Raw genomic sequence first — 24,758 nt, 5'->3', positions numbered from 1 at the left:
TAAATTTTTAGAATAAATTGCCCCAACACTAGTTAATATCAACTTTACTTCCGGTAATAAACAGATCTCCAGTTGCATTGATTGAAGTTATAGATTTACTGTGAATGCTCAGATTATCCTGTGTTACCAATAAAGCATTCTGTAACGAATTCAAGTCCAACATGCCTTCTTTGGCAGAAATAGTGATTCCTTCTTTGGTAATTGTAATACTGTTTTCGCCTACTTTTAATTCAATTTTTGTCTTTCCTTCCACAGATATGTTTCCACTGGCATCCATTTTTAAAACCGAATTAGCCGCCCCTCCATCTTTTCCTCCTACATTAATAGAACTTGTACTTCCGGCGTTGACCGTATTATTGTTTCCTACGTTGACTGTTTTATTATTATTGGCATTGGTCTGTGCATTTCCTGCACCGTCAAATTTCATATTGGCACCCCCTTGATCGGTCAGATAAACAGAACCTTCACCATCATTTAATTCTAATTTATTTCCGCTTCTGCTGCTTAAACTTTTTATGTTATTCCCTGTTCCGCCTCCGCCTCCGATTCCGCCATGGAACATTCCTCCCATAACAAACGGACGGTCCGGGTGCTGATGCACAAAGTTAACAATGACCTGGTCTCCAACTTCCGGAACTGCCATAAATCCTCTGTTCTTGCTTACCTTGTCACTGCTTCCTGCATCCGGAGTCATCACACGTACAAATTCGGTAGTGTCCGGTCCTCCCTGCCAGTCAAACTGAACTTTTACTCTTCCCTGGTTTAAAGGATCGGTATTGGAAATAACTTTGGCAAATTGCGGTTCTGCCTTCGGGGTTTCAAATTCCGGGCGGGGAATAAATCCTGTATCAGCCGCAATAGCTTCAAAATTTCCGTCATAATACCCTCTTGCGTTAACTTCATGGGTAACTTCCACGATCATTAATTTGGTAAAATAAGAAGTATCGTTGGTATCTGTTTTACGCATTTCAATATCTGCCGTACATCCGGGATATAAGAACGGAACCGTTGTAGATCCTGAAGTAATGAAAACCTCTGATGCTTTGCTTCCTGCTGTCCCTTTCTGGGAAGCATCAATATCCATAAATGATGTGGCTTTGATAGGAGCTACTCTCAATGATGGTGTTTTAAAGGTTTTTTCTGAAATTTCGTAAGCACGTTTGGCAATATCTGAAGTATGATTGATCTTCGAGCTTCCTGTAACGAGCTTCTCATTTTTACTGCTGTTGTAACCATAAAAACTTGGGCTTACATGCTGAGCTTTCATCCTGATCGCAATATCGCTTACGCTGCTTCCGTAGGTAAGCTTTACAGGTTTTTCCTGTGGCGGAAGCTTCCCAAAATGCAGAACTTCACCGTCGTAATAAAACTGTTCACCATAGGCTTCTGCGATTCTTGCCAGGTAATTATAATGGGTTTCTTCATATTGAGAGCTGTAAGGAACGTTTCCGTGCTGGGCATCTACCCTGAAATCGAACTTATTCTGTCCTAATCCCTCTTTGATGACATGATCAGCAATACTGTTAAGGCTCACTTCCTGCCCACCCCCGAAACTCTGAATATGGGGTGCAGCATCCAACAGCACAGTCGGGCTGAATCCTTTAAGGACAATATTTCCCAGGCTTCCTTTTTCCTGGCTGAATCCCACTTCTGTAATAACGCCTACAAAGTTACGTTCAGGCCCCTGCTCAATGTCTTTATATTTAAATACTACTGTGATTCTTTTTCCTAAAAAGCTCTGTGCTTCCTGTAAATTATGATTTTCTGCAACTCCTAAGGTGTCATGGGCGAGAATAAGACTGAATTCGTGGTGCTTTGAAGCACTCTGCACCAGTTTAAAATGCTTAAAATGCCTGATTACCTGCCCTTCTACTACAATATCAAGCATGACAACACGGTTAATTCCGGCAATAATGCTTTCCGGAATAGCCCGTGCGTTATGTATTTTGGAAGTAGGCTGTGTGGACCATACCTTGTTTTCTATAACGGATGGATTATTGGGAACCATGGTCTGGTTCATAAACATTTTGGTGCTCAGGGAAGCTCCTGAATAAATGTCCTGTGCATTTTTTGCAGACTTCTTAATGGCTTCATCCGCCTTCTGAAGCTTATCATCTGCTTTTTGTACAGCAATATTTTCAGCATTGTTAAGCTGTTCTGCTGCTGTATCCTGTATAATTCCTTTAGGACCCTGCACTTTTATCGATTGATCATCTTTAAACATAATAGGTGTTTTTGTTTAAATTATAATAAATTCTGAATAGCTTCCAGCAATACGGAGGCAGCTTCCAATCCTTAGGTAACGCTCATAATAAGGTTCCGAAGGACCATTTTGGACATGATTGGTCCAAATATGGCAAAAACAGAATAGTATATTCTTCCGAATACACTATTCTGTACCAATTTATTTTTACTAAGATGATTATTCAGGATTAATGAACTGATGAAGGCCACATTCCGCGGTACTCGGAGTTACCTAATGTGATAACTTCTGCACTAACAACGAAGCTGATCAGCATACTGTTTTCGTCTACAGCGTCGAAGTCCACCTGATGCTGGATCACATATCCGTTTTCCCACTTCAAAGTAGTAAGTGTACCTTCTTCGTGAGATTTGTTGAAAGTAACTTCACCTGTAGTAGGCTTATACTTTCCGTTCAGTAAGCTTTCAAGGATGTCCGATTTTTCAGTAGCTTCTACTGTAATTTTGATCAGTGCATTGGAAGGGTCTGATGCTACACGTCCTGAAACGTCTGTAGATCTCGATACGCTGTAGTTAAGCTTTAATAGCTTTTGACCTTCTCCTCCGTTGAATTTTAAGATTCCTCTTGAATTTGCTGCCATGATTTGTAAATTTTAATCGTTAATATTTTGTGATTTGGTGATTGATTGTATAACAAATATAAAACGTCCTATTTTGATAAAAAAGCTTTTAAATATAAATTTGAAATTTTGTAGTAATTCTACGATTTGATGTCGTAATTCTACGACAATAGATTTAAATAAGTCCATAATCAACTGATTAAAAACACCTTAAAAACAAACTACAACAAAAAATTTACACTTAAAAGAGAAATAAAAGTTCATTAAGAATAATGATCAGGTTCTCAACAAGGACTAAAAATTAATTTTTTGACAAAAAAAAACCGTATTGAAAATTACGGTTTAATTATTATATTCTGTTCAGGTTTACTGCTGCTGCATACGGCTTCCTTCTTTTATAGAACGGGAAAGAATTTTATTTTTTTTCAAAAGAAAGTCCGGCATAAGATCAGTAGGAAGATAAAGAGGGCTCTCTCCTTTTTTTTGCAGTTCCTCAACGATTCCGGGGTTCCAGGCAAGAATTTCATTCATTTCTACATCCAGCTCATCAGCAATGACGTCCAGATTAAATCCTGCATTAATTTCTGTTTCCTGAAGTGGTGCCGCATTATTTTTACCGCTTCCGCCATCGGTAAAGAAAATTTTATTAAGCCTTGAAGAATTGTAATTGTTCAAAACACTTTCCAGCTCTCCGGTTGCATAGCAGGCATTAAGGTATTTTTTAACATGATTAATCGTTTCAGCGGGAAGATATTTAGAAAATATGTGATATTGTGTTGAGCCTGCATTCTGCATGGCTTTGGCAATATTTCCTTCTCCACAGTTATAAGCTGCTACAACGGTAATCCAGTCGCCATACTTTCTGTAGAGATTGGCCAGGGAAATTACGGCTGTCTTGGTACTTTTATACACATCCGTCCGGTTTTGTTCTGTAAGACCGTACTGATTGGCATGCGAGGTCATAAACTGCCATATGCCCACTGCTCCGGCTCCCGAGGTTATATTTCTGTTGAAATGCGATTCAATAAGGGCCAGGTTTCTCAAATGTCTGGGCAATCCTTTCTGTACCAATGAGTATTCGATAAATTCCACGATTTCCTTATTGGCATTTATAATGTTATTGTACCTTTTCACGCTGCTTTCCGAAGTATCGGAAGCCGCAAGAAACTGTCCGTTCACTGTTACAAAAGTTCCTGCAAACAACAGTCCTGTAAAAATGTTTTTGAATACAGTTTTCATTTTAATTCCTTATGGTTATTGGCAAAGAAGCTGTCAGACAATTGTTTGCCCGGACAGACTTCCTTTATAATTTTAATCTACTTTCCAGCTCAGCTTTTCTTCTTCATTATTCCAGTCTACATGGATTGTCTGCCCGGATTTTACTTCTTCCCTTACGATCATTTTAGAAATCGGTCTTGCCAGCTGTGCACGGATTACGCCGGAAATCTGTCTTGCTCCGTATTTGCTGCTGAATCCTCCCAATGCAAGGTTTTTCACAGCTTCGTCGCTGATCTTCAGGGTCATTCCCAATCTTGTCAGTGAAGTATGAAGTGATTTCAACTGTATATTGAAAATTCGTTCTGCAATAGATTCCGTGATCGGGGCAAACGGAATGATCTCTGTGATCCTGGCTAAAAACTCTGGTCTGAACCTCCCTGAATTGGACATAATCTGCATCAGCGTGGATGATTCCGGAACTTTCCCTTCTTCAAACTGTTTTACAATTTCTTCACTTCCGATATTTGAAGTAAACAATATAAGAGCGTTACTAAAATCACCCTCTTTTCCCAGTTTGTCGTGAACTTTCCCCTCATCCATAATCTGTAGGAATACATCAAAAACGGAATGGTGGGCTTTTTCAATTTCATCAAATAAAACAACAGTATACGGCTGCTGCCTGATTTTATTAACCAGCATTCCTCCTTCTTCATACCCTACATAGCCCGGAGGCGCTCCATAGAGTAATGCTGCGGAATGTTCTTCTTTAAATTCGGACATATCAAAACGTACCATTGCTTTCTCATCATTGAAGAGAAGCTCTGCCATAGATTTCGCCAGCTCGGTTTTCCCTGTTCCGGTAGGCCCCAGAAGGAAGAATGACCCAATAGGCTGTCCCGGCTTGTTCAATCCGCTCCGGTTTTCAACAATGGCATCTGACAGGATTTTTAAGGCATGATCCTGCCCTACCACCCTGTTCAGTAAAAGGGATTCCATATTCAGAAGCTTTTCTTTCTCCTGTGCCTGGATCTTCCCGATAGGAATATTTGTTTTTGCCGCCATTACTGCTGCCAGTTCCAGACGGTCGACTTTTTCTCTCTTTTTAGCTGCATGCTGTAAAAGCTCTGCATAGGTATCATCAATGATCTTGTGGATCTGGTCAACAGGCATGGAATTGTCGATAACCGGCTGCTCGTTTAATGATCCCCAAAGAATAGGACTTATTTTGTCTCTCAGAAGATTATAGTTCCAGATAAGTTCATTAGCCTGGTCTTTACTGTCGGTAAATTCTTCTTTTAAAATGGCCTCGTAAGTTTCTTTCCAGCCTGCCAATTCTTTTTCTGAAAGCTCATCCAGCATTTTGATGGCAGCCATGGTTCGGTCTAGCAGATCAATTGCTGCATCGGGCAGTTTTTTGCCTTTTGCATATCTTTTTGCCAGGCGTACGCATTCGGGGATAGATGTTTTCTCTACTTCAATACCATGGTGTTTTTTGTAGCCGTCAAGAAGCACATCGATCATTTTCACACAGGTCTGTTCATCCGGCTCATTGACTGTCAAAACTTCAAAACGGCGGTTGAAAGCCTGTTCCGGTTCAATGATTTTTCTGTATTCTTCCTGCGTTGTAGCTCCGATCACGGTAATTTCACCTCTTGCCAGCTCGGGTTTAAGGAGGTTAGCTACATTTCCTATGCTTCCTTTCGGATCAAGAAGGGTATGTATCTCGTCGATGAAAAGAACTGCCTTTTCAATTTTTTTACATTCATTGATGACTTTTTTCAGACGGTCTTCAATCTCGCCCTTATAGGAAGTTCCGGCTAACAATGCTCCGGTGTCCAGTTCGAGAAGAGTTGCGTTTTTCAGCATTTCAGGAACATTCCCTTTGGTAATTTCTATGGCAAAACCTTCTACCAAAGCTGTTTTTCCTACCCCGGGCTCACCGATGATGATGACGTTCGGCTTGCTTCTCCGGCAAAGAATCTCAACGAGCATTCTGAGTTCTTTATCCCTTCCTATAATATTTTCAAGATCGCCTTTTCTGGCCTGTGCGGTTCTGTCTACACAATAGCTTTTGATTGACGGAAATGATGAATCTGTAAAATCTGAGCCGTTTGAAAAAAGGGATGAAAAATCACTCTCCTCAGATACAGCGAAAGGCATGTCTTTTCTATATAAGTTGAAAATTTCATGTTCTCTCAGGGGAAGCGATTTCAGCTGCTGAAGTGAAAAAACCACCTGAGGCTTTACGATAGCGGTAAGGATACAGATAGGGGTGATCTCATCCAGTCCCAATTTTAAGCGGATATCGTCCGCTTCTTCTGTAAGTGTGTCTACAGCTTCATCCTGACGTACCTCATCGGGAAGATGTGCTGTTTTTGGATAATCTTCAATGCGGACGTCTGCCCATTCATAGAAGTAGCCGGGATCCTTATCAATACTTTTGAGAAATTCATTAAGGCCGATATCTTTATGCATTAAGGCCTGCAGAATATGCGGACCGCCGTATGTGGCATTATAGTTTTCTTTCGCTATCGACTGAGCAATATGAAATAGCTGTTTTACTGTTTCGTTGGTTACTAGTACTCCCATTATAATTTTCTAATATTAATATGTTTGTGTTTATCTTAGTTTTATCAGATTATTTGGTGCAATCTGTCAAAGTATTACCTTTTTACAAATATATCTTTTTTATGCAAAATGTGTGTAGGATAAAGATAGTTAATTCTTTAATCAGAGAAGTAATAAGTTTTCGGGTAATAAATCAAACATCTCTGAAATTCCCATGTCATTTTTGAATGCTGAAATGAAAACTTTCGTGGCATTCTGTGTTCTTATTTTCATATTTCTGTGTACTGTTAAAGAAATGCATCTGTTTTTTTTTATTTTAAGCAAAAAGACCGTCTTTAACGGACGATCTTTTCTTATGAATGTTGATGTGTAATAGTGCATCTTAGTTATATGGCTTCAAGCCGGTTATCATCTATATTCTGACTTCAATAACTCCTGTATTTCCTGTCATTGAACATTATGATCCCTGAATTTTTGCCATAACCGTAAATTTTTTCACTATTAATATTTTGTGATGTGGTGTTTGTTTAACAAATATAGAGAGCTTATTTCTATTCTAAAAGTATTTCGATAAAAATTTCACATTTTGTAGTAATTCTACGACTCTGGATTTAAGAATCCCTGTCAGAATTCACCACAACAAGGTTTTTTATTTGTTGGGATCCGGAGAAAAAAGAGAGATTTTACACTTAAATGAGAAATAGGACAGTTTTGGAGCTCTGTTTTGAGTCCTGTAATGTGAGCTTGGGAAGCTGCTGTTTAAAAATTTAAGGATAAGATGTGATTTTTAAACACAAAAAAAGCAGAAGTTATACTCCTGCTTTTGATATGATATTATAATAATTAATGTTTTGTGTATTCCGGCTCATCAACGGTCTGAGTGGTCGGCATAAAGTACTCATTCAGCCAGTAGAAAGTTTGTCCGTTCTGCTGGATCTTCACTGCCGGATTGTTTCTGTGGGAAAGCATATGTTCTGCCAGATTCTTATAGTTCTTGAAATATGCTCTTACTGTTTCTTTTAAAACAATTTTAGGCTTTTTCCAGCCTTTCAGCTTGTATTTAGACATCAGTTCATCTTCAGAATTATCAAAACCGGTACTCAATCCTACTGCATAGGCCATTGGCTTCTCATACAGTTCAGACTTATCCAGGAATTGTAAGGTAGGATTATATTTTTTCAGAAGCTTGATATACTCCTTAATCGCTCTGGACTGGTTAAAATCTGCTCTTTCAGCTTCGGTCTTATGGTAAACTTCGGTATAGAAGTTCTTCAGGTTATCATATTCCGTTTCAGAAATAAGGATTCCTTTTTCTATGCCCGGCTTGTAATCTTTCAGATTTTTCGGGATATATCCTTTTACAAGGAACGGATTTCCGTAGTTGATCAGCTGTGCTGCAATTCCTGCAGAGACCGGATTGGTAAGGCCCGGGAAGAGGTATTTATATTTCAGATCTACATCTGTCCTTCCGGCTCCCACTGAGGAATGGAAATACTCATTCAGTGACTTATCAATTGTTTCGTTGTCTAAAGTTACCTGTGCAATAAGACTGTCTACAGATTTTTTCAGGTATCCGGGAGTTGCAACATCCCCTTTTTTAGGGAAAATAACAAATCCTTGCGACATACTCTGCTTTGGATAATCCAGCGAGAAGAATCCGGCATCACCCTCTACAAGGTTAAAGTTATTTTTGGTGAGAACATCACTTTGGTTGATGATCTTCTGTTTTTTCAGTTCAGCAATATTTTTGGCAGTATTGGTCACTACATTTTCAGACATTAATACAAAATCATTGTAGGTATCGGATGATCTTGCACTGGTCTGGAACATAATCACCCTGGCCTGTGCCTGTGTAAGAGAACTGATCACGCTGTACATATTTCCACTCTGATTGGCTGAAGTACCTACAGTTACGACAATATTGGTTTCATCCGGAACATTGGAAAGCAGGTTTCCCGCAGCAGAAAGCGCTTCCCCTACCGGCTGATATCCGCTGTTGCTTGCACAGTTCATTTCATTGGTTTTTTCATCAATGAACTTTGTGATCTTACTGTAATCTGTGCTTAAATTGGAAGTCATGACATTTTCTCCACACGGATTGTTCTTATATAAAACAACACCGTATTTTACGCCATTGAAATAAGATGGTTTTTCAAATCTAAGCTGCAGATCCTGAAGAAGAGATTTCACAATCGGGGCATAAGGAGCATTCGGAGCACTTACATCCAGAGCAAAAACGATGTTGATATTTTTATCTCTTTCCGTAATTTCCCTGTAACGGTCAAAATAAATTTCTTCTCCCAAAACATTGAACACATAATTTTTACTGTAATCTAAAATATTGGTGAAGTACTTCGTTTTGGAATCCGGTGTTGGAGCCTCATTCAATGCTAAATTTACCGGATAAATATTCTCAAGGGGTGTTCTCTTGTTGGTATCTGTAAGAAGAATTGCGGTTCTGCTTTCTGCGTCTGCTGCACCAGGGTATCCTTCATGTATTCCTAACGCAGACTCTGTAACTTGTGTATCATTTTTCAGTTTTACGGCAGAACGCTCACCCCATGCAGAGATCACGTTGGCGTTTACCCATCCGTAAAGGCTGGTGCTGATGCTGTCTATATCAATAGAAGGTTTTTTACCTACCAGAAAGCGTTTATTGTTTTCTGCCTGCTTGTAAACATATACCATCTGTCCGTTTGGAATTTTGACCTTGGCTTCTTCTATAAGGCTTGGTGAATTGAACACCATGATAGAGTCGTTCTTATAGTATCTTTCTGCACTTTTGATCACTTCGCTGTGATTCGGAACTACAGCGACTCTTACAGGGAAACCTGTTTTTTCGCTTTTTAAAGAATTGTTCCACAAAAGAAGATCGGATTCCGGGATCCAGCCATAAGTTTTGATAGATTTTGACGAAACCTTTTTCATCAGGGCATCCGGAACGTATTCCGCTACTTTTACCATTCCATCTCTATGTTTCAGAACCATTAAAGGCTCGAGAAACTTAACTTCTTTGTAAGATTTTTCGTCACTCTTATCAAGATAAGCCGTATTTCTGGATCTGTCTGAAATAACGATCCACGGGACGGCTTTTTTGGGGTACCCGTTCACTACCGGCGAATTGTCTACCTGACCGTACTGGGATGGCTCAGGAGTTCTTTTAGACGGCAGCTTGACCTGACAACTTGCTAACAATACTGATAGTCCTATATAATATGCTGCTAGAGGAAATTTATTTTTCATCCTATTTTATTTTAATGATTGGTGTATCCGGATCCCGGACTTTATTATTTGCTTTGGTTTATATCTACCTTCGTTACACAGTTCTGTTTATCGTCCAAGTTCACTTTTACGCTCTGGATCACAACGTTTTTGTCAAACTGAAGTCCTGCACAGTACATATAGAAATTATTCGCTTTACTGTCACTTACTTTTACGACCGTGTTCTCATTGTTGCACAGATAAGTTCTCAACAGGTAGTTGTAATGCATATTAAAACTGTTCCCGTTGGCAATCTGCTGCAAATGGTATTTGAAGTCATCATCAACCTTTTTATAGGAATCTTCTACAGGTATTTCATCTTCCTGCAAAGAATTGTAAGCCGGAAGAATCTTGATCAGGTGATAAATAGGTTCCTGACTTTCTTCTGTGAATAATGCCACACGGTAATCTCCCGGTTTTTTATAAGAATAAATGGCCATCTTCTCTTTAGCATCTATATTGCCTGTTTCGCCAAACTTCCATGCAAACTGGGTCGCTTCCGAAACGGCACGGAACTGCACATTTTCGTTCTGCATTGCCTGTGCAGGAGCTTCAATAACGGTACTGATCTTCGCACTGTCTTGTGGCTTCTGATATCTGGCCGAAACCATTACAGGGAAAGTCTTGCTATATTTGTTATCAATAATCAAGCTTACCGAATAATAGCCCGGCTTGTTGTAAAAGTGTATTCCGGTACTTTTGTCGGAAGTTGTTCCGTCCCCAAAATTCCATCTCTTGGTTTTTGCAAACTGGGTCTTATCCTCAAATAAAAGGGTATCTCCTACGGAGAGTGAGGAAGGATAGACTACTCCTACAATATCATCGGAAGAATGGATTACCTTTTTCTGCAGCCATAACGCAATGAGTGCCGCAATAAGCAGCGTTGCGATAACACCAATAATAATGTTCTTTTTGTTTTTTTGAAAATAATTCATAGTTAAGTGATTGTGATGTGTTTATTCCTTTAATGTTTATTTCTTTTACTGGGTTCTTGCCCTTAGTGCATTTTCTCTTTCATAAAGGCGGTTTTGCTTATCTTTAAAACCGATTCTGCAGTCTTCCACTTCTTTTTCGAATCTTTTTACATCTTCTGTAGTGGTAGAAATAACTTTTTTGTCTTCAAAATACATTTTGTAGAATTTAGCGATCTGCGGATATGCATCTTTACGGATATCCATGATATTGCTATTGCCTTGAAAATGACTCGCAAGGCCGTTAATTCCATTAAAAATATTGTTTTCAGCGAAAGGTTCCGGAGATTTGTCTGCAATTCTGCTGATGAGAACATACGTACTGTCCATTTCGGGCTGTAAGATCTTTTGCTGGCTTTCGAATGCTGCCTTCTGATCCAGGCTTTGTATTCCCCTTACATCTTCTTCCGAAAATGGGGAATCGTAACCTTTTAAAAAGATGATTCCGAAGAATATCATCGCTGCTAAAAGCATCAGTATTAAATAAAAAAACTGATAATGCCTTTCTTTTTTAGATAATGTAATAGATCCCTGCATATACTTATTTTTTATTATCTTCTTCTTCCTCCTGTAAAATTCCTTGTAGGATCTTTCTTAAGCTGGCCGTTGGCTCTTCCTACTTTTGCTATACATTCCTCAAGATCTCTGAGGACAATCTTTTTCTGGGATTCTACCCCTATGATATCATTCTTCAATTTCAGCATAGGCCCTATCTGTTTCATCAGAACCGCATAATGCTTAAAATTATCTGCACTGTCTTTGCCCATAATGTTTTTCGCTTCCATTACATCATCCATAATTCTGGTTCTGAGGAAAACATCATTTTCTACCTTATTGATGTTAAGCTGGTTCATCTGGTCATATATTTTATCTACATGATCCCTGAGAACGTCACCGCGCATCATAAGTTCCTTATAAGCATCAGCTTCTCGTACGATTCCTTCCCGTTGTATACTGTAGCTTTTAAAAAAGAAGAATAAACACAGAAAAGATACCACCGATAAAACGGCGAAAGACAGAATAAACTTCCAAATGCCTGCTCTGACATCAGATTTGTTTAGTTTTTTTTCTCTGTTAGAAGACATATGTTTGTGATTTGTTTGGCCTGTGAAAATATAAAAAAAAAAAATTATGCACAATACGTATTTTCCCTAATGTAATTTCGTGAAAACCCTATTTAACTAAGATTAATTTTACCTTTCATAAGTTTTTCATAAATTAGGCCTCTGAATTTTAAATATCAAAATACCAAATCGATATTAAAAGTGAGTAAATTATTATCAAACACAGTCCGGTTTTCTATAGCTGACAGTGACTTCTACTTTAAGAAGATCATGATTAAAACGCTTATGGAAAATCCCTTCTATATGCTTCTGAATGACTGTAATAATGGCCATGAACTTGTGAACAGGATTTACAGGAGACAAGAAGATGTGTTTATCATAGAACTGTTCATGCCGGTATTAAGCGGGATAGAGGCTATAAAATACATCAGGAAAAACAACACGGAAACGCCTATCGTAACCTACTCCAGCACCTATCAGGAGGATATGGCAGAAATTCTTTCAAAAATTCCGAATATCTATTATTGCCAAAAAAAAAGCACTATTATAAAAGATCTCATCAAAGGAAGCATTGCTTCTGACAGCTTTGATTACGAAAAATATTCTAAGGAATGGGAACAGCAGCCTCTGGCGGTACAGAACTATATGGAAAGACAGAAGAAAGGCCAGGAAGAGCTGAGCCCTACTGAAATACAGCTTATGAAATTCTGCTACGAAGGCTACAGCAATAAGGAAATTGCTGAAAAACTGAACCTTAGCACACGTACGATTGATACTTATATTAACAGACTTACGGAAAAGCTGGGATTGAAAACAAAACTGCATCTCATCCGTTTCTGCGTAGAAAATGGCTACTACAATTCCAGCATGTAGGGAGATTTAACGTAATATTAATATAGGGTAAACATAAAAACTCCAACTCTTTGAACAAAAATATTTTGCCACTAATTTGCTAGTATTCAATTTTTTTAACTAAATTTGCACACCTAAAATTTAAAATTAAAAAAGGAAATGACAAAGGCAGAATTGGTAAACACCATCTCAAATAAGTTGGGAACAGAAAAGAATGAAACACAGAAAGTTGTAGAAGCTTTTATGCAGGAGATCAGGACTTCTATGTATAATGGGGATAACGTTTATCTAAGAGGTTTTGGATCTTTTATCATTAAAACAAGAGCTGCTAAAACAGGAAGAAATATTTCTAAGAACACTGCAATTGAGATTCCTGCTCATAACATTCCTGCTTTCAAACCTTCAAAATCTTTTGTAGAGAAAGTAAAAACAAAAGTCGCAGTAAAATAAAAATTAACTGAATATTAACTAGTTACTAAAAAATTAAAATTATGCCAAGCGGAAAGAAAAGAAAAAGACACAAGGTTGCAACTCACAAAAGAAAGAAAAGAAGAAGAGCAAACAGACATAAGAAAAAATAATCTCTTTTTTTCGAGGTTTACAATATAATAATATAGTTGGTGGTTTTATTTATTTAGAGTTCACCGACTATATTTTTGTTTGCAACTATAAGATTCCCAAGGAAAAAAGGCTATTGCAGATATTTTTAAAAATATAGAGCAGTTTCATTCTAAATTCTTATATTTAAAATTATTTATTTGCTAAAAAATACGCCAGTTTCCTATAATCTTAATAAATTTTTATCTTATACAAAATGAAGAAAGAACTAATAGTTTCGCATGAAGATGATCTTACAAAGATTGCACTACTGGAAGACGGAAGACTATGTGAACTTCATGAGCAAGAGGACAAAAGCGAATTTATAGTTGGAGATCTGTTTGTAGGAAGAGTAAAAAAACTGGCACCCAACCTGAATGCCGCATTCGTAAATATCGGGTACGATAAGGATGCTTTTCTGCATTATCAGGATCTGGGACCACAGTACCTCACCTACAGAAAGTTTTTAAAAGATACTATTTCTAAAAAACAGAGCACTTCAAGCTTAAAAAATTTCGAGATACAACCCGAAATAGACAAAAACGGAACCGTAGACAAAGTCATTGCAAAAGATGATCTTGTTCTGCTTCAAATTACTAAAGAACCTATTTCCACCAAAGGTCCCAGGATCTCTACCCAGGTTTCTTTAACAGGACGTTTTCTGGTCCTGATCCCTTTCGACAACAAAGTGTCCATTTCTAAAAAAATCAGGACAACTGAAGAAAAAGAAAGACTGAGAACACTTATTGACAGCATCAAGCCTGAAGGTTTCGGTGTCATCATAAGAACCGTAGCGGAAGGAAAAAAAGTAGCAGACCTTCACAATGACATGAATCAGCTGATCCAGAAATGGGAAAGCACATTCAAAAACATTCAGAAAAGTAAGGTTCCGGCCAGAGTTTTAAGCGAAGAAGACAAAGCTTCAGCTATTTTACGGGACAATTTCAACCAGGATTTCGTAAGCATCATCTGCGACGATGAACAGATGGCGGACGAAATGACCAACTACGTGGAGGTCATAGCTCCTGAAAAAAAGAATATTGTCCAGTTTTACAATTCACACATTCCTCTTCTCGAATATTACAACGTTGAGAAACAGCTCAAGCAGAGTTTCGGAAAACACGTTAATATTCCAAGTTCAAAAGGTGCCTACCTTGTTATAGAGCATACAGAAGCACTTCACGTGATTGATGTAAATTCCGGAAATAATATCACAACCGGAGCCTCTGTAAACAAAGAGCACGCCCTGAAAGTCAACAAAATGGCAGCCACCGAGATTGCCAGACAGCTTCGTCTCCGTGATATGGGAGGCATCATTGTAATCGACTTCATCGATATGCAGAATCCTGAACACAGAAGGGATCTGTACGAGCATCTGAAAGAAGAAATGAAACGTGACAAAGCACGTCACAAAATTCTTCCGCCGAGCAAATTCGGTCTGATCCAGATCACCAGACAAAGGAACCGTCCGGAAAAACAGATCGAAACCAAAGAAGAAAACCCGAACAAAGACGGAGAAATTATAGCTCCGATCGTAATCGTGGAAAGAATGGAGGAAACCATAAGGAATATTATACAGAAGGATAAAGGAAAACTTTACCTGCATGTACACCCTTTCGTTGAAGCTTACCTTACCAAAGGAATCAAAAGCATCCAGATGAAATGGTTTATGAAGTATAAAAAATGGGTTACCATTATCCCACGGGATTCTTTCAAATATTTAGAATACAAGATTTACAATTCGAAAAAAGAAGAATTGGTTGGATATTCTAATTAACACAAAATTCTAAACCTCCAGAAAACTGGAGGTTTTTTATTTATATTTTACACTGTTTAAAACATAAACAAAATGATAGTGCTGCTTCCTGCAGTACAAATTATTTTTGCCAAATTATTTTTCTAAGGATTTTTCTTTCGCTTCAAACGGGAGGCAATAATATTCTAAAATATTTACTCCATACTGCCACATGATCAACGACAGATATGAAGAATTGAAAGAAAAACACCAATTTCTTTTAAAAGTATTTGCTTAATTTTAGCAGATACTTTTTTATTTCTCTACTAAAATGAGCAAAGAACATCACTACAAAGCAACAATCACCTGGACAGGCAACAAGGGAACAGGAACCAGCAGCTACAGAAATTACGAAAGAAGTCATACGATTCAAATTGCAGACAAGGCTCTCATTGAAGGTTCTTCTGATCCTGCATTTCGTGGAGATAAAACCAAACATAATCCCGAAGATCTCTTTCTTTCTTCACTTTCTTCCTGCCATATGTTATGGTATCTCCATTTCTGCTCCGAGGAAGGTATTATTGTGATGCATTATACGGATGAAGCAACAGGAACTATGACCGAAACAATGGATGGAAGCGGACATTTTACATCAGTTACGTTACATCCTACAGTGATTGTGGCGGAAGAATCCATGATAGAAAAAGCAAAAGAACTTCATCACAGGGCAGGCGAATTTTGTTTTATTGCCAGGTCAGTCAATTTCCCGGTAAAACATATCCCTACCGTGTTAGTTAAATAATTCTTACTATAGTTTTAATTTAATCATAAATACCACCAATACTAGGTTTCAGCTACAATAACTCTAAAATTAGCGTTCAAAATTCCACAATAAGAGAATTATTTGCCAAATAATCAATAAAATTCATATTTTATCATCGTTTTTATTATAAAAAATTACAATTAATTGTTATTTTTATTTAAAATGTAAAGTTTTTTTTATATTTTTATATAAATAAAACTAACCATGATGAAACCGAGACTAATCATTTTTGATGAGCCGCTACTGTATACAGAAGGTTTATCAAAACTGCTCTCACAGAGCAAAATCTTTAAAACGATTGACATTTGTAATTCTTTTGAACCTTTATTTGAACAATTAAAAGAAAATCCTCCGGAAATTCTGGTTATAAGCTCCAATATGCTTATGCTTACAGAGATTTTCAGACTTGTAGAAGACATTACCTCCACAAACAAAAAAATCAAAATTATTGTCATAGGCAATAGTTACGATATGACAGACATCCGGAAGCTTTTTAACAAAGGCATAAAAAGCTACCTTGACAAAAACAGCACATACGACGAATTTCTGAAATCCATCAATGTTCTGCTTTTGAACGAAATCTACATCTGTGACAATGCCAAGGAAAGAATGATCAACTTTATGAGCAGCGAGGAAGGAAAACCCAACCCGCACATGAAAGAACCCCTTACACGCAGAGAAATGGAAATCCTTAAACTGATATGCGACGGATTCAGCAGCAAAGATATTTCGGAAAAGCTTTTTATAAGTATCAATACTGTAGAAACCCACCGCAAAAGAATTCTCTTAAAACTAAATGCCAAAAATTCCGTAGGAATTGTAAAATATGCCTTAGAAAACCACATTATCGACTGATGAAAAAATAATTTCACTTCACCCCGAAAAAATTCCAAACCTGAAGGTTTGGAATTTTTTCGGGGTGAAGAAAGTCAATGGTGAATTTTTGCTTCGCAAGTGAAAAGTGAATTATAAACCAACATTATTACTGGTGGCTTCGGGAGCCTCAGTCACCAGATATCAACCTTCCTTTTGAATATTTCAGCATTCAAAAATTTCAGTTCAGACTTCCCACCCCAAAAACTCTAAACTCTAACCTCTCAAACACCCATACTCATCACACGCCTTCCCTATTCATAATCCGGCATTTCACCATCGGTGAAAAGAGATGTTCTTGAAAGATCGGTCATAGAACTGTTGAGATCAATAACCATTACATTCTTCTGCGAGATATTATCATTGGAAGTATTCATAAAGATGATCTGGGCATTATTCGGAGAAAACCTCGGGTCAAGATCATTGGTACCCAGTGGTTTTTCGCTTTCTGCAGAAATATCATAAACAGTATCGTTTACCAGTCTATAGATAAAGATATGGGAATCCAGCTGGCGGTAATTTCCGCTTCCGTCCTGGTACCCTGACATATCTCTGGTATATATTAGCATTTGGCCGTCCACAGAGAAATTCAGTCCGCCTGAGGCTCCGGATACTCCTGAAACAATAGTTTTCAAGACACTTCCGGTCATATCAATCAGGTATATTTTTGTATTGTAACCGCTGTAGTCGTTCGTTTTTAAGGCAATCCTGCTGCCGTCATAGCTCCAGTCGCATTCAGAGATCATACTTCCGTCAGGAGTGGTGTAAACCAATGTCAGCCCGCTTCCGTCCTTATTGATCCTGTATAATTTATTAAAATTTGAATAAAGAATTTCCTGGCCGTTTGTACTCCAGGCAAAATCGAGTTCATAATTATTAAAACCTGCCGCCGGTACTGTGGTTACTTTAAAAAGATTGGATCCGTCAGGGTTTGCCGTATAAATATGGGTACTTCCCCCTTCGGTCCTCAGAAATGCGATCAATCCGGCATTATTATTTTTCCTCGGCCTCCAGCTGTTGTAAGATGAACTGGTAAACTGAAATTTATTCCCCTGCGCATCACTTGACATGATTACAAAATTTCCGCTCTGCTTCTGTACATAATGATACCGGTTAGCCGGAACCATGTTGGTGGTAAATTTACTGACAGAGCTTAAAACTGGCGGGTGAATGCCGTCCGAAACAGACACCTGCCAGAAGTAACTAACACCAAACTTCAAATTTGAAAGCGAATAATGCTTCGCCGTCAAATCATTAACCTGAATCACATTCGTATCGAGGTTATTTTTAATTGTTAAACTATATCTTAAAACATCGGCTGTGTCAGGATCGGTAGCGGTCCACGTCAGCTCAACGTTTAAGGGTTGATTGACTGCATTGTCTACCGGACTTAGCAACTGCGGCGCAGAAGGAGGAGAATTAAGCGATTCATCATCATCCATTTCAAAAACCACGGTTACAACCTGGCTTTCACTTTGTATGTTAACACCCTGAAAATTGGTAAGATATCCAGACAGCTCTGCTTTCACAGAATAATTCCCTATCGGCATCGAGGCAATTTCGAATGTGCCGTCTGTTCCGCTGAAAACCGTCTGTGTAGTAGGTGCTGTAAAAATTTTCACATTAGGAATGGGTACATTGGTACCCCGTTTTACAACTTTTCCTTTCAATGATCCTGTCTGAGCCTGTTCTATAAGATCTTCATTACATGAAAACAGACAAAAAGTAAGGATGAATATGCTGAGTATTTTAATTAAAGTTTTCATAGTTCATGTTTTTATTTGTTTCCAAGGTAAAAATTGATTCCAAGAGCAAACCGGAGTGCCTGGTCTTTTCTTTTTCCATTCACCATTCCCTCCCAGTCATCTTTAAAACCGATATCATACTGTGATGAAGCCCGGATTGCCATATTATTTCCGATCATGTATTCCAGCCCGCCGCCAAACTGTCCTTTGTATTGAGGTTTATATTTTGAAAACATAGCTCCTGCTCCACCGTAAACGTATGGACTGAGCCTGTACTTCGGGAACAGAAGAAATTCAAGATTAAGCTCCGGAACGATATAATTTCTTTTAACAATATTTTGATTCTCTAAAGTAAAATAGCTGGCGCTGGTTTCTATATTGAAATTGGGACTTATAAAGTATTTTATCCCCAGCTTTCCGCCTGCATTCATTTTAGGGTTTACATAATCATCTTTAATTTTCTGAGCTTCCACATTGGCAAAAACGGATATTTTCTGTCTGTAATTTTCCGGAAATTTATTTCCCACCGTTCTGCCTACATTGTCCTCCTGTTCTTTATTGTAATCATTGATCAGAGCCTGGTAACCGGTTAAATCATCAGATGATTTTCCCCATATTTTATCCCTGATACCTTCAACAATCAAAGACCTTACTGCCTTCTCTATTGCTTCAGTTACTGCAAGCTGTACAGGCTCGTTCTGGGTAAGGCCAACTTCTGCTTCCAACAGCCTCTCTGTATCAATATATCTGAAAAAGCTGCCGTTTACGCTGGTGGAAAGAATGGTTTTGGAAATATAAACGGTTTTGAGGATTTCCCCATTAAGGGTAGAAACAGCACGCAGATAAATGGTAATCCTATCCTGGCGGTATTGTGTAGAGGCTCCTATTCCGAAGTATCTTGCACCCAGGCCACCGGTCATGATATTGCTGTCATAAGAAATCACGCCACCTTCAAGAAGAATTCCTGCATAGAGAAGAGGTGGAAGTGACTGGCTGTTTTTATCAGCATCTTTCATGTATTCCTGTCTTGTGGACCGGATGATCTGCCTCTCGTTTAAAAGATTGGCAATATTTTCTCTTTCAATGGGGATAAACCATCGACTGTCTTCCAGTGCTTTGATAAGGATGGTGGTTGTTCCCTGTGGAACAGCCGTACTCCAGTTGTTCCCGTTTTCGGAGGGTTTGTACTGACCGGTCTGGTCCCTGAATTTGTACACGCCGATGACTATTTTTTCTTTGGGAAGAGGAAGGTTCCTCAGTTCGGCAGTAGAGGGCGTGAGCTCTCCCATAGTGGATCTTTCAGGATCGGAAGGAAGACCCAGGAACGAACTGCAGGCCTGCATTAAGCACAGCAGGAACGTACAGAAAAAAATTCTGGTGTAAGTGTAAGTTCTCATGGTAAGTTTGGTTTTTAGTTATTTTTTTATTTTGGAATTACGATCTCGGACTGATCGCCTGAACTGGTATCCAAAATATTGATCAAAAGTCCCTGGGCTGTAGCAGTAATCTGCAGATAAAGTGATCCGAAAAGATAATTTCCCGGCTTTATACTGCCTTCCCCGAACTGATCTTCAAATAATTTCCTGGACAGCTCACTCAGCACCTGCCTGTTGAGACTTTGGCTGAAACTGTCAAGAGAATTAATATTATCAAGGAAACTGCTGTGATCGTCTTTTTCATCAAACTGATTCTGAGCGTTTGCTGAACTTAAAAGCCACTGATAATTAAAAGTATCACCTCCGAATGCCGGATTGACTGGCTTATAAACGAGCTGCTGAGATTTTCCGGAGAAAATACCCGCAATAAAGATTAAAATAATGATAAAAGTTTTCATGGCGGACGTTTTTAGTAGATAAATTCATTTTTAATAAGGTTTTTCTTTGCATTAAATTCTTTGATATATTTTAAGCTGGCAGCCAGTTGTTCTTTCAGATAATCATCACTGGGATTGGTCATGAAGCTGTAGATAATTCTGTCATCGATCTGGATGCTGATCTGGCCGCTGGTCCCCCGAAGGGGAAGTTCGGAAATGGTAACCGCACTGCTGCTTTTGTCGGGAATCTGGCTGTACTGAAGATAAAAAAGATCATAAAAATCTTTTCCGATCTTCGATTTGGTTTCATCGATGGTAAGGCCTTTCAGTTCAAAGACAGCGTCTTCTTCTACTCTGGCCGTTTTCTTTTTGAACAGATCATTATTGAGTTCCAGACTGTCTTTTGCAATCAGTTTCTGGCTTTCCTCATCTTTTACATACAGAAAAACTTTCAGAGCATCTTTCTTTTCAAGATTAACATTGATCTCGGATAAAACTTTTACTTCATTGGGATTGATGGAGAATTTCCCACTCTGCTGGTTGTTGGAAAGATTTCCTGCACTTCCTTTTTTAATGGAAATCAAAAGGTAATTCAGTTCTTTATACACTGCCATATTATTGGTAACAACTGCTTTAAGCCTGATCTGATTTTCAAGGATACTGCTTTCGATCCTGGCATTTACTTTTTTATCTTCCTGCCCGCAAACCATTGTAGAAAGCAAGATACATAAAGTACACAGTCTTAAGGAGTATAAAAATTTCATGACTTCTGTTTTAATAATTTCTCATAAAAATGGTTCTGTTGTCACCTTTTACATTGATCTGCATTCCGTCTGAAATAGTATTGCTTCCGGTAATATCAATGATATTGTTATTTCCCTGTGCAGTAACTGCTGTTTTATTTTCCTTATCTGTAAAAGAATTGATAAAATAAAGTGTATTGAAGTCTCCCAGCTGCTGTACGGCAATATTTGTTCTGGCATTAAGAGAAAGTTCCGTATTGTTATAATCTCCGACCTGAATAATACTGGAACCGTAAAGTCCCTGCTGCTCTGTCTGCTGTCTTGTCATAAGATCAAGAACCGTATTGCTGTTGAGTTTGTCCCAGTCTACTTGCTGTGCCTGTACATATAGTACGGCGAAAAGTGTAAAGGCAACCCACCCCGGTTTAAACATGGTATTAATTTTTAATAAAGGTACATGGATAAAGTATCCGGAAAAACATACCCAGCAGGTAGAAATATAAAATCACGGTTTGTGGGTATGTTTATCATGAAAAGCTTAAAAAAGGAGAAAACCGCAGCCTCTCCTTTTATTTTAGATTACCATACATATTTAATTGGATTGATTAATAACCATTGAATTTCCGTTACCCATCTGAGTTCCTACATGAATGTGAGAATCTCCGCTTTGGGCTACCCAGCTAAAGTTGTTGTTACCCATCTGAACATCAATCGCGGTATTGGAATCTCCCAACTGAATTTGGTATAGCTGGTTGCTGTTTCCAACCTGTACTCCCATAGCCGTATTATCATCCCCGATCTGAACAGAAGCAGCAATATTATTATTACCTACCTGATCATGTGTGGCACTGTTATCATCACCGTCCTGATACTGTACTAAAAGGTTATCGCTTCCTACCTGAAGACCGCTGGCAGCATTTCTTCTTCCAAGCTGAACCTGATAAGCATCATTTCCGATACCTAACTGAATTGCTGAAGCATCATTTCTTCTGCCATCCTGATATTGTAATACAGCATTTCCCAGCCCCAGCTGTATAGAAGATGTTTCATTTCTTCTTCCGATCTGGGTTTGTTCTGTAGAGTTAAATGCACCAAGCTGCCAGGTAACTGCTGAGTTTCTGTTTCCCATTTGGCTTACATCATTGGTATTGCCGAGACCAGTTTGGTCTGCATCAATTGAGTTTCTGTTTCCGATACTTTGGGCAGTATTTATATTCAGAGCGCCTACCTGGTCTATGTCTGCCGTATTCCGGTTTCCATCCTGTGTAAGAGAGTTGATATTGAAAAGACCTGTCTGATCAACAGTAGCAGTATTCAAGTTCCCGATCTGGGCAGTCACATCAATGTTTGATTGTGCGAAGCTGAAACTCATAGTCATTAGTGTAAAAACACCGGTAATAAAGTTTTTCATTTTGATAAAAATTAATTGGTTAATAGTATGACAAAGGTATATTCTAAACCAAAATGAAAAACCACTGCTAAGGTGTAAATTTTCAAAATCACGGTTTACAGTTTTGAATGTAACTATAATCTGTTTTTTCTGCATCACCTGTTTCAGTTACGTAAAAATACGGCATACTAAACATTGATTTTCAATTAAATAAACAAAATAACTCTAATTACACAGAATAAAAAAATTCCTTTTGTTAGCCGTTTATTTTTTTAAGCTTTAATTTTTAAATCTTTTTCAATGGTTAATTAATGTTAATGCCTATTCTTTTCTTCAGTATATATTGCTAAATTTGAGGTATGGAAAGTTTTGGAAAAGATTTATTGAGGAAAATTACAAATGTAGAGCTCCCGGGAACAAATGCCCATGGAGTATTTTCGCCTCCTTCCCGTCCTGTATTTACGTATGATGAAGTGTTGGCAAAAAATCCAAAATTTGCAGCTGTTAACATTGTTCTTTATTTAAAGGATAATGAATGGTATTTCCCGCTGATCCAAAGAACCATCAACGAGCACGACAGACACAGCGGACAGATCTCTTTACCCGGCGGCAAACGCGAGGAAATGGACAGGGATTTTGCAGAGACCGCAGTACGTGAAACTTCGGAAGAGATTGGTATAGACAAACATTATATAAGGGTAATCAGGGAGATGTCTCCTATCTATATACCACCGAGTAATTTTTATGTTTACCCCTACATTTCGTATACTAAAAAGAACCCGCTTTTCGTTCTTCAGCAAAGTGAAGCGGTAGAAACTATAGAATTTCCTATCACTTCCTTTCTCAGCCTGCCGGATAATCCCGAAATTATGGCGCTGCCAAGTGCTTCCGGACATGAAGTGCCGGTTATTAATTTCAACGGATACATCATCTGGGGCGCTACAGCAATGATATTGAGCGAGTTTAGCCAGTTGTTGAAAAAAATGTAACTTTGCACTATCGTGTTTAATTAAGAGATGGCGAAGAAAAATATTTTCACCGATGCATTCGGAACACCTTATTTTTTAAAAAGGTTTATCATTTTTATTTTAGGAGTTGTGTCCTACAGAAGGTTCAACGGCTTTAATAAATTAAGGATAACCGGTACAGAACATCTTGTGGATCTTCCCGATTCCAATGTGCTTTTTGTATCTAACCATCAGACCTATTTTGCAGATGTCGCAGCAATGTATCATGCATTCTGCGCTGTGAACAACGGTTATCTGGACACAATTAAAAACCCTATCTACCTGCTGAACCCAAAGATCGACTTTTACTATGTAGCTGCAGAAGAAACCATGAATAAAGGGATTCTTCCTAAGATTTTCAAAATTGCGGGCGCTGTAACGGTAAAAAGAACCTGGAGAGCAGAGGGTAAAACAGTCAACAGAATGGTAGATCTCACAGAAGTTGACAATATTATGAAAGCTTTGGACAACGGCTGGGTAGCTACTTTCCCTCAGGGTACTACATCTGCTTTTGCCCAGGGACGAAGAGGCACAGCCAAGCTGGTCAAAAATCAGCGCCCGATTGTGATCCCTATCAAGATCAACGGTTTCAGAAGGGCATTTGACAAGAAAGGCCTCCGGGTAAAGGTTACCGGCGTAAAACCTACCATGGAGTTTAAGGCACCTCTGGATATAGATTATGACAATGAAAAAGCGCCGGAAATTTTATTAAAGATCATGACTGCCATTGAGCAGACAGAAGATTTCAATGTACTACACAATTATGATGAAGAACTTAAAGCTAAAAAATTAGAACAAAAGGATTCAAATAATTAAAGTAAGTTGAAAATGATGAACAAAATATTAGGGATCTTATTCACGGTCTTGGTATTAGTTTCGTGTAACAGTCAGAAAGTATATTCAGATTTTGATATAAGCTATTCCAGAAGCGGAGGTTATGCTCCCAGGTACGAGAATTTACTCATCAAAGGTAATAATGCACATTATTCTTTAGAGGAGGCGGGGAAAAAATACAAACAGGACTTTAAAATTTCTGATGAAGATTTAAAGAAACTGGACCAGACCCTTTCCCAGAACAATTTCAGAAGGATACAGGAAGACCACAAAAAGCTGTATGATCATGTGACCACTTCCATCAATGTAAAGAAAGGACCGAATGAAGGCAGCAAGTCTGACGCCAGTATGATGATGCCGAACTTTACCACGAACTGGAACAATATTCTGAATGCTTTCCAGGAGGTTATTAATAACAATGTAAAAAAAAACAATAAATAAA

The 24,758-nt window shown here is 38.3% G+C and carries 22 protein-coding genes; 8 read left to right on the top strand and 14 right to left on the bottom strand.

Going from position 1 to position 24,758, the window contains the following annotated elements; translation table 11 throughout:
- Positions 1–28 precede the first annotated feature (28 nt).
- The 8 genes from AC4IFE_RS11755 to tssO all read right to left on the bottom strand — a co-directional run bounded on the left by AC4IFE_RS11755 (position 29) and on the right by tssO (position 11,925).
- Positions 29–2,224 carry a type VI secretion system Vgr family protein gene (locus tag AC4IFE_RS11755; RefSeq protein WP_490757297.1) on the bottom strand — a complete coding sequence of 732 codons (2,196 nt, stop codon included), beginning with the start codon at positions 2,222–2,224 and terminating at the stop codon, positions 29–31.
- 208 nt (positions 2,225–2,432) lie between these two features.
- On the bottom strand, positions 2,433–2,843 hold the full coding sequence (gene tssD, locus AC4IFE_RS11750; RefSeq protein ID WP_490757295.1) for a type VI secretion system tube protein TssD: 411 nt from the start codon (positions 2,841–2,843) through the stop codon (positions 2,433–2,435).
- A 345-nt stretch (positions 2,844–3,188) separates the two neighbouring features.
- Complete coding sequence (locus AC4IFE_RS11745; protein ID WP_490757293.1) at positions 3,189–4,061, bottom strand: lytic transglycosylase domain-containing protein; 873 nt, start codon at positions 4,059–4,061, stop codon at positions 3,189–3,191.
- A 72-nt stretch (positions 4,062–4,133) separates the two neighbouring features.
- Positions 4,134–6,629, bottom strand: a complete 2,496-nt coding sequence (locus AC4IFE_RS11740) for an ATP-dependent Clp protease ATP-binding subunit (protein ID WP_490757291.1) — start codon at positions 6,627–6,629, stop codon at positions 4,134–4,136.
- Between the two features lie 822 nt (positions 6,630–7,451).
- Positions 7,452–9,851 (bottom strand): type VI secretion system protein TssR domain-containing protein, encoded by a 2,400-nt coding sequence (gene tssR, locus AC4IFE_RS11735; RefSeq protein WP_490757289.1) that lies wholly within the window; start codon positions 9,849–9,851, stop codon positions 7,452–7,454.
- A 44-nt stretch (positions 9,852–9,895) separates the two neighbouring features.
- The gene (locus tag AC4IFE_RS11730) at positions 9,896–10,804 is read right to left on the bottom strand and encodes a PKD domain-containing protein (RefSeq protein ID WP_111955796.1); all 909 of its coding nucleotides are present in this window, start codon (positions 10,802–10,804) and stop codon (positions 9,896–9,898) included.
- Positions 10,805–10,849: 45 nt separating this feature from the next.
- The gene (locus tag AC4IFE_RS11725) at positions 10,850–11,377 is read right to left on the bottom strand and encodes a type VI secretion system transmembrane protein TssO (RefSeq protein ID WP_490757286.1); all 528 of its coding nucleotides are present in this window, start codon (positions 11,375–11,377) and stop codon (positions 10,850–10,852) included.
- Positions 11,378–11,391: 14 nt separating this feature from the next.
- Positions 11,392–11,925, bottom strand: a complete 534-nt coding sequence (tssO, locus tag AC4IFE_RS11720) for a type VI secretion system TssO (protein WP_490757284.1) — start codon at positions 11,923–11,925, stop codon at positions 11,392–11,394.
- A 264-nt stretch (positions 11,926–12,189) separates the two neighbouring features.
- Here tssO and AC4IFE_RS11715 point away from each other — a divergent pair, with 264 nt between their 5' ends.
- The 5 genes from AC4IFE_RS11715 (at position 12,190) to AC4IFE_RS11695 (ending at position 16,766) form a co-directional block, all read left to right on the top strand.
- Positions 12,190–12,777, top strand: a complete 588-nt coding sequence (locus AC4IFE_RS11715; RefSeq protein ID WP_490757282.1) for a response regulator transcription factor — start codon at positions 12,190–12,192, stop codon at positions 12,775–12,777.
- Positions 12,778–12,915: 138 nt separating this feature from the next.
- Positions 12,916–13,206 carry an HU family DNA-binding protein gene (locus tag AC4IFE_RS11710; protein WP_002984212.1) on the top strand — a complete coding sequence of 97 codons (291 nt, stop codon included), beginning with the start codon at positions 12,916–12,918 and terminating at the stop codon, positions 13,204–13,206.
- Positions 13,207–13,570: 364 nt separating this feature from the next.
- The gene (locus AC4IFE_RS11705; protein ID WP_490757280.1) at positions 13,571–15,130 is read left to right on the top strand and encodes an Rne/Rng family ribonuclease; all 1,560 of its coding nucleotides are present in this window, start codon (positions 13,571–13,573) and stop codon (positions 15,128–15,130) included.
- Positions 15,131–15,419: 289 nt separating this feature from the next.
- Positions 15,420–15,890, top strand: coding sequence for an OsmC family protein (locus AC4IFE_RS11700; protein WP_490757278.1), 471 nt, complete (start codon positions 15,420–15,422; stop codon positions 15,888–15,890).
- 228 nt (positions 15,891–16,118) lie between these two features.
- Complete coding sequence (locus tag AC4IFE_RS11695; protein ID WP_490757276.1) at positions 16,119–16,766, top strand: response regulator transcription factor; 648 nt, start codon at positions 16,119–16,121, stop codon at positions 16,764–16,766.
- Positions 16,767–17,038: 272 nt separating this feature from the next.
- Here the strand turns inward: AC4IFE_RS11695 and AC4IFE_RS11690 are convergent, their stop codons facing one another.
- The 6 genes from AC4IFE_RS11690 to AC4IFE_RS11665 all read right to left on the bottom strand — a co-directional run bounded on the left by AC4IFE_RS11690 (position 17,039) and on the right by AC4IFE_RS11665 (position 22,496).
- The gene (locus tag AC4IFE_RS11690) at positions 17,039–18,550 is read right to left on the bottom strand and encodes a carboxypeptidase-like regulatory domain-containing protein (RefSeq protein ID WP_490757274.1); all 1,512 of its coding nucleotides are present in this window, start codon (positions 18,548–18,550) and stop codon (positions 17,039–17,041) included.
- Positions 18,551–18,561: 11 nt separating this feature from the next.
- Entirely contained in the window at positions 18,562–19,926 is a 1,365-nt protein-coding gene (locus AC4IFE_RS11685) for a CsgG/HfaB family protein (RefSeq protein ID WP_490757272.1), read from the bottom strand.
- A gap of 26 nt (positions 19,927–19,952) precedes the next feature.
- Complete coding sequence (locus AC4IFE_RS11680) at positions 19,953–20,363, bottom strand: curli production assembly/transport component CsgF (protein ID WP_490757270.1); 411 nt, start codon at positions 20,361–20,363, stop codon at positions 19,953–19,955.
- Between the two features lie 11 nt (positions 20,364–20,374).
- On the bottom strand, positions 20,375–21,106 hold the full coding sequence (locus AC4IFE_RS11675) for a CsgE family curli-type amyloid fiber assembly protein (protein ID WP_490757268.1): 732 nt from the start codon (positions 21,104–21,106) through the stop codon (positions 20,375–20,377).
- A 10-nt stretch (positions 21,107–21,116) separates the two neighbouring features.
- A complete protein-coding gene (locus tag AC4IFE_RS11670) occupies positions 21,117–21,518 on the bottom strand; it encodes a hypothetical protein (protein ID WP_490757266.1) in 402 nt (133 codons plus the stop codon).
- A gap of 159 nt (positions 21,519–21,677) precedes the next feature.
- On the bottom strand, positions 21,678–22,496 hold the full coding sequence (locus AC4IFE_RS11665) for a hypothetical protein (protein ID WP_490757264.1): 819 nt from the start codon (positions 22,494–22,496) through the stop codon (positions 21,678–21,680).
- A gap of 338 nt (positions 22,497–22,834) precedes the next feature.
- Here AC4IFE_RS11665 and AC4IFE_RS11660 point away from each other — a divergent pair, with 338 nt between their 5' ends.
- The 3 genes from AC4IFE_RS11660 to AC4IFE_RS11650 are packed head-to-tail and all read left to right on the top strand — an operon-like array spanning position 22,835 to position 24,757.
- On the top strand, positions 22,835–23,464 hold the full coding sequence (locus tag AC4IFE_RS11660; protein ID WP_490757262.1) for an NUDIX hydrolase: 630 nt from the start codon (positions 22,835–22,837) through the stop codon (positions 23,462–23,464).
- Between the two features lie 27 nt (positions 23,465–23,491).
- Complete coding sequence (locus AC4IFE_RS11655; RefSeq protein WP_306844118.1) at positions 23,492–24,298, top strand: lysophospholipid acyltransferase family protein; 807 nt, start codon at positions 23,492–23,494, stop codon at positions 24,296–24,298.
- Positions 24,299–24,310: 12 nt separating this feature from the next.
- Positions 24,311–24,757 (top strand): hypothetical protein, encoded by a 447-nt coding sequence (locus tag AC4IFE_RS11650; protein ID WP_490757260.1) that lies wholly within the window; start codon positions 24,311–24,313, stop codon positions 24,755–24,757.
- Position 24,758 lies beyond the last annotated feature (1 nt).

Source organism: Chryseobacterium sp. UF-81 (assembly GCF_058245105.1).
This window is presented reverse-complemented; position numbering and strand designations above follow the sequence as displayed.